The organism is Psychromonas sp., assembly GCF_041586535.1.
Classification (GTDB): Bacteria; Pseudomonadota; Gammaproteobacteria; order Enterobacterales; family Psychromonadaceae; genus Psychromonas.
On sequence record NZ_JBFGZY010000186.1, the window covers coordinates 1 to 5,835 of the forward strand.

General features: G+C 44.3%; 7 protein-coding genes. 6 read left to right on the top strand and 1 reads right to left on the bottom strand.

What is annotated here, in order from left to right; genetic code table 11:
* The first annotated feature begins 675 nt into the window (after positions 1–675).
* Positions 676–846 (top strand): hypothetical protein, encoded by a 171-nt coding sequence (locus tag ABZA00_RS15910; protein ID WP_372883135.1) that lies wholly within the window; start codon positions 676–678, stop codon positions 844–846.
* Positions 846–2,060 (top strand): MFS transporter, encoded by a 1,215-nt coding sequence (locus ABZA00_RS15915; RefSeq protein ID WP_372883136.1) that lies wholly within the window; start codon positions 846–848, stop codon positions 2,058–2,060. The genes ABZA00_RS15910 and ABZA00_RS15915 overlap by 1 nt, the downstream gene beginning before the upstream one ends.
* Positions 2,061–2,108: 48 nt before the next feature.
* Here ABZA00_RS15915 and ABZA00_RS15920 read toward each other — a convergent pair whose 3' ends face one another.
* Entirely contained in the window at positions 2,109–2,582 is a 474-nt protein-coding gene (locus ABZA00_RS15920; protein WP_372883137.1) for a peroxiredoxin, read from the bottom strand.
* 192 nt (positions 2,583–2,774) lie between these two features.
* Here ABZA00_RS15920 and ABZA00_RS15925 point away from each other — a divergent pair, with 192 nt between their 5' ends.
* From ABZA00_RS15925 to ABZA00_RS15940, 4 genes are all read left to right on the top strand, one after another.
* The gene (locus tag ABZA00_RS15925) at positions 2,775–3,113 is read left to right on the top strand and encodes a hypothetical protein (protein ID WP_372883138.1); all 339 of its coding nucleotides are present in this window, start codon (positions 2,775–2,777) and stop codon (positions 3,111–3,113) included.
* Positions 3,110–3,649, top strand: a complete 540-nt coding sequence (locus ABZA00_RS15930) for a DUF924 family protein (protein ID WP_372883139.1) — start codon at positions 3,110–3,112, stop codon at positions 3,647–3,649. Before ABZA00_RS15925 ends, ABZA00_RS15930 begins: the two co-directional genes overlap by 4 nt.
* Positions 3,650–3,977: 328 nt before the next feature.
* On the top strand, positions 3,978–5,402 hold the full coding sequence (locus tag ABZA00_RS15935; RefSeq protein ID WP_372883140.1) for an alanine/glycine:cation symporter family protein: 1,425 nt from the start codon (positions 3,978–3,980) through the stop codon (positions 5,400–5,402).
* Between the two features lie 227 nt (positions 5,403–5,629).
* Positions 5,630–5,794 carry a hypothetical protein gene (locus ABZA00_RS15940; protein ID WP_372883141.1) on the top strand — a complete coding sequence of 55 codons (165 nt, stop codon included), beginning with the start codon at positions 5,630–5,632 and terminating at the stop codon, positions 5,792–5,794.
* The last annotated feature ends 41 nt before the right edge of the window (positions 5,795–5,835 follow it).

The window sequence follows — 5,835 nt, forward strand, 5'->3', positions numbered from 1 at the left end:
AACAGCTTTAGCTGGCCACAAAGTGGTGAAGAACAGGACGTTCTGAATCAAATCAATAACAAAGACTAAAACGTAGTTTTATGTCTAGCTAGCATTCATTTTAGCAAGTATAAATGAGTAGATAGTTATCGGATTTGGTATAATATGACTTTCCTCTGGCTAATCATCCATTCCCACTTAACACTGTAGAGTGTTTATTTATAATCAGCTTCCTCAAACAGAATGGGGCATTTACTGTATTAACCTCAACTCTGGATAATGAAAGCGTCATTGCTTTTAATATCATAATGTTTACGTTTTATATTATACAGTGTCGTTAGTTTCGTGTAGTTCAAGGCGAATCATCGTAGCAATAGCCGGCTATTGGTAGATGATTTAACGCAGAAATACGCGGAAATAGCGGTATTGTATCGATTTGCTTATCCAGAGCTGAGGTGTATTAAACTGCTCCCCCACATACAGGCTTCTGCGGTTTTCAATCTGCAATCTGAATTCGTCCCGTTAATGCCATAACTCAGGGCTTGGCAAAAGCGTCACTATCAGCAGTTGTTACGCCCCCGTAAAACATAGCCACTTGCGTTTTGTGCATAGAGTTTATGATTATTATTCACTTGAGTCATGTAACAGCTTTCTCTACTATCACGTTTTTTGTCAATTCTGGCGGCAGGATACCCAATGTTTTCACAGTCACTTTTTGCGCAGCTACTGCGTATGCTGATTCTGCTGATCATTACCTTATATGCTGTGCATCACTGGCAGCCATTACAACATGCAGTGGCCGCAAATGCAGCAGGCAGCGGTTGCCACCAGCAGACGTCCGTTGATCACAGCATGGAGCACCATTAATGAGTATTTTTCGTTTTCCACTCTTAGTCTGGATGGGGATAGCAATATTAATTATCAGTCTGGGGATCAGGCAGTCTTTCGGTATCTTCATGATGCCCGTTACAGATACCTTTCATACCGGAAGGGAGTTTTTTAGCTTCGCCATTGCACTGCAAAACCTGCTCTTTGGTGTTTTCCAACCCTTTGTCGGCATGGCGGCAGATCGCTGGGGAGCGCGCCGGGTTATCACTTTCGGTGCATTGGCTTATGCAGCAGGCTTGTATCTGACCTCACTGGCCGGTGAGCCTGGCTGGTTATATATTACGCTCGGTGCGCTGGTCGGATTAGGGTTGAGTGCGACCAGTTATGTTATTGTTCTGGGGGCGGTTGCCCGTGTTGTGCCTGCCAGATACACCGCTAAAGCTTTCGGTTTGACTACCGCTGCCGGCTCCTTTGGTATGTTTGTCGTGATTCCCGGGGCGCAATCCCTGCTCAGCGATTACGGCTGGCAGGCCGCGCTGCAAATCTTTGCCCTGATCTGCTGTCTGATGATTGCATTTGCTGCTTTTATGAAGAACACAAACAGTGAATCCGATACAAAGGGGGCTGCGGTTGAGAGCAGGCAAACTTTGCGTGAAGCCCTGCAGGAAGCGTTTAATCATAAGGGCTACTGGCTTATCCATGCAGGTTTCTTTGTTTGTGGTTTCCATGTGATGTTTATCGCGACTCACCTGCCAAGTTATCTGGCCGACAAGGGGCTGCCGGGGGCGACTGCCGCCATGGCGCTGGCTTATGTCGGAATTTTCAATATTTTTGGCTCTTATTTCTGGGGGGTAATGGGCGACAAGTTTGACAAACGTTATGTGATGACCTCCCTGTATCTAATTCGTGCTTTAATTATTGCCGCTTTTGCCGTTCTGCCGATTACTGAGCAAAGTGCCGCTATTTTCGGTGGTGCAATTGGTTTTTGCTGGTTAGGTACAGTGCCGCTGACTTCAGGTCTGGTCCGGCAGATCTTCGGCGCGCGGTATATGTCGACCCTGTATGGTCTGGTATTTTTTACCCATCAGGTTGGCAGTTTCTTAGGCGCCTGGATCGGCGGGCGGGTGTATGACTATTACGGATCTTACCAGCCCATCTGGTGGGCAAGTGTCATTCTGGCAGTCTGCGCAGCGCTAATTCATCTGCCGATTAATGATCGTCCGGTTTCGCGTAGCGCTGCAACCTCGAGCTGATCATAAAAACGGAGGTTAATACTTCCGTTTTTTGCGATTAAATAATGCTTATAAAGCAGCTAATAGCACTTCGGCTTTGCTTACTTCAAAGGCTTTAGGCGCTTCGACGTTTAATAAGGTTACGATACCATCGTCAATTACCATGGCATAACGCTGTGAACGCAGCCCGCCAAAACCGGCGGTATCCATCTCTAATCCTAATGATTTTGTGAAGCTGGCGTCACCATCACCGAGCATCATCAGCTCAGAAGCATTTTGTGCATCGCCCCAGGCCTTCATCACAAATGCATCGTTTACCGATACGCAGGCTATAATATCAACACCTTTGGCCTTAAATTTATCTGCTAAGACCACATAACCGGGCAAATGTGCTTCAGAGCAGGTTGGCGTAAACGCGCCCGGAACGGCAAATAAAACAACTTTTTTACCGGCAAATAACTCACTGACCTGATGGTTAACCATGCCGTCTTTGCTAAGTTGACTCAAGCTGCCTGCTGGTAGTGACTGACCTTGTTGTATCATGATTATTTCCTTAATTGCATAAATGTATGTTCAGTCTAGTCTTAAATTAACGGGATAACCACGGAGAAAGTTTAAGGTTTTATAATGAGAGTGAATGATTGATAAGAATGTTGGAATTCAAAAGGAAAGGGGAAGGCTGGATTTTTCACTGTTCAGCACGGCTGGGTTCGACTTAACAGTTAAGGGGATACTGTGCCCATTGCAAATTGTAGAGTAGTGGCGGATTGTAAAAGAAACTCAGGCGAACTCACTGAGCTGATTGAATTATGGTCCGTGGCGTCAGGCAAAGCGTCTGATGAGATGACGGTTAATCTGCTCGAGGTTAGCCGGCAATTCGGCAAACAATATAAAATTATGGCTGATCTGTTATTGCCTTCTGTCTGGTCGGCGACAGATATTTCATTGTTGCAGCTTGGTCTTGCCGGGGCGCTGTCCAGGTACTTTGCTATTGCAATTGATGAGATTATTGTAATAACCCATATTATCGAGTCAGGCCGGGTGGTGGAATCTGGTGAGGAGGTTAGTTGGTGAAACCTGAAGACATCTTATCTTTTTGGTTTGATGAGACAGAGCCGGAAAAGTGGTGGGTAAAAGACAGCGAATTTGATGTGCTTATTAAAAAAAGGTTTTTGCCTGTCCACGAGTGTGCCAATCAATGTGAACTTTATGAATGGCGAAACTCGGCGGGAGGGCGTTTGGCTGAAATCATTATTCTGGATCAGTTTTCCAGGAATATTTTTCGCGATACGCCGCAGTCATTTGTAGCGGATCAAGTTGCATTAGCACTCGCGCAGGAAGCGATCTCTTTAGGCAAAGATATAGCGCTAAGTGATGTCGAGAGAGCTTTTTTCTATATGCCGTTTATGCACAGTGAGTCTTTAAAAATTCATCAGGTTGGATTGAGGTTATTCGAAGCAAACGGAATCCAGTCCTATATTGATTTTGAAATAAAGCATAAAGCGATAATTGAAAAATTTGGCCGATATCCGCACCGTAATAATATTTTGGGGAGAAGATCGACCCCGGCTGAAATGGCCTTTTTAAAACAGCCTGATTCCTCTTTTTAAGTGGTTAGTTGTTTATGGTGATATTGCAGGCGGCAGTTCATCAAAGGTAAAGCTTCTTTACTCGGTTGCGGTTGATTTTTAAACATATTTTGAGTGATTTTACGGCTCATATCTGCTTTCATGGCGATGAGATTTGCTTTCAGAACATTATTTACGTATGGTTTGCCGCTTGTTTAATGTGGCACGAAATTAGCTAGACATTTACCGTATAAAAAACACTCAAAGGCATTGATGAGTTACGCATTTTCAATTCCTTTGAGTATCCATTCTACACACAATTCTATTGTGTGGCGGCAGATATCAATAATACATAATACAAGGAATTTTCATGGAATTAATCGAGTCGTTTTTTGGGGTCATTAATGATCTCACATGGGGATGGTCACTTATCCCGTTCTTAATTATCTTAGGGTTGTTCTTCACCATCGCGACAGGCTTTGTTCAATTTTCTTTCTTTGGACGTATGTTCCGCGTGCTTTTGAACAAAAACCAGACTGCTGATAAGGATGCTATCTCCGGGCGTGAAGCACTGTTATTATCTGTTGGTGGTCGTGTTGGTGGTGGTAATATCGCCGGTGTTGCCGTTGCTATCACTTTAGGCGGTCCGGGCGCGGTATTCTGGATGTGGGCGGTTGCCCTGGTGGGTATGGCAACCAGTCTTGTGGAATGTTCACTTGCTCAGCTTTTCAAGCGTAAAGAAAACGGCGCATTCCGCGGTGGTCCGGCTCGTGCGATTATTCATGGTCTTGGTGAAAACTATAAATGGCTGGCTTCTGTTTATGCTGTCTGTCTGATTGCATCCTTTGCTATCGGCTTTAATGCATTCCAGGGCAACACGGTTGCCGGTGCAGCGCAAGACAGTATGGGCATCGACCGCTTGTGGACAGGTATATTCCTGGCGATTATCGTTGGTTTTATCATCTATGGTGGTATCAAGCGAATTGCAAAAACGGCAGATGTTATTGTACCAATTATGGCTGTTGGCTATATCAGTATGGCACTGGTTGTTATCCTGATGAATATCGGTGATATCCCTGCTGTTATTAAGACTATCGTGTCTAATGCTTTCGGTATTGAAGAAGCTGTTGGTGGTGGTATGGGAGCTGCTCTGGCACAAGGTCTGCGTCGTGGTTTGTTCTCTAATGAAGCGGGTCTGGGCTCTGCGCCAAACGTTGCTGCAACAGCTGATGTAACACACCCTGTCAGTCAGGGTATTACGCAGTCTCTATCAGTATTTATCGATACCATTATCGTGTGTAGCTGTACAGCCTTTATCATCCTGCTTGGTGATGTGTACGTACCGGGTGCTGAGGGCATCGACGGTGTGGTACTGACTCAACAGTCGTTGGTTTCTCACTTCGGTGAGTGGGTTCAATACTTCCTGACAGGTGCTATTCTGCTGTTCTCATTCAGCTCGGTTATCTATAACTACTACCTGGGTGAAAACGCACTGACCTTTATGACTAAGAGTAAAGGTGCTGTACATGTACTGCGTATTGCTGTTATCGCTATCGTATTCTTAGGTGCGACTGCACCTGCTGCGACTGCTGTATTCTTCTTCTCAGATCCGATGATGGGTATTCTGGCCATTGTTAACTTAATCGCGCTGCTGATGATGTTCCCGACAGCAACCCGCCTGTTAAAAGATTATAAAGATCAGTTAAAAGCCGGTGCGGAGCATCCGGTATTCGATCCCGCCAAATTTTCGGATTTGGATATCGATCTTAATGCCTGGGGTAAGAAAAAAGTTTAAGTTTATTTAAGGTTAATGTTGCTCTGTTAATAAACTTTTTTGCTGAATATAAAAATCCGCACTTCATTTGAACTGCGGATTTTTTTATTCCCTTGAAAAGTGAACGTTATCTGCAGTTTTTAAAGTTCAGAACAGGGTATATGAATAGCAACTAATTAAGCTGGAATCGCCTTATTCCCACCATTTTGGTGGGAATTTTCAGTAGTTATACCAATTCCGATAATTAGATGATCTGTTTAGGCGTAGGAAAAATGGATGAAAGCAAGGCATTGATTGCAGTAACGAGTTGTTCTAATTACACAAAATCGTATGGAACGATTTTGAACAGCTTTAGCTGCCCACAAAGTGGTGAAGAACAGGACGTTCTGAATCAAATCAATAACAAAGACTAAAACGTAGTTTTATGTCTAGCTAGTTCTCATCCAGAAACGTT

What these genes read in the sequence shown, in the direction of transcription:
- ABZA00_RS15940 (WP_372883141.1), top strand. Translation starts at nt 5,630, where the DNA reads ATGATCTGTTTAGGCGTAGGAAAAATGGATGAAAGCAAGGCATTGATT.
- ABZA00_RS15920 (WP_372883137.1), bottom strand. Translation starts at nt 2,582, where the DNA reads ATGATACAACAAGGTCAGTCACTACCAGCAGGCAGCTTGAGTCAACTT.
- ABZA00_RS15935 (WP_372883140.1), top strand. Translation starts at nt 3,978, where the DNA reads ATGGAATTAATCGAGTCGTTTTTTGGGGTCATTAATGATCTCACATGG.
- ABZA00_RS15915 (WP_372883136.1), top strand. Translation starts at nt 846, where the DNA reads ATGAGTATTTTTCGTTTTCCACTCTTAGTCTGGATGGGGATAGCAATA.
- ABZA00_RS15910 (WP_372883135.1), top strand. Translation starts at nt 676, where the DNA reads ATGTTTTCACAGTCACTTTTTGCGCAGCTACTGCGTATGCTGATTCTG.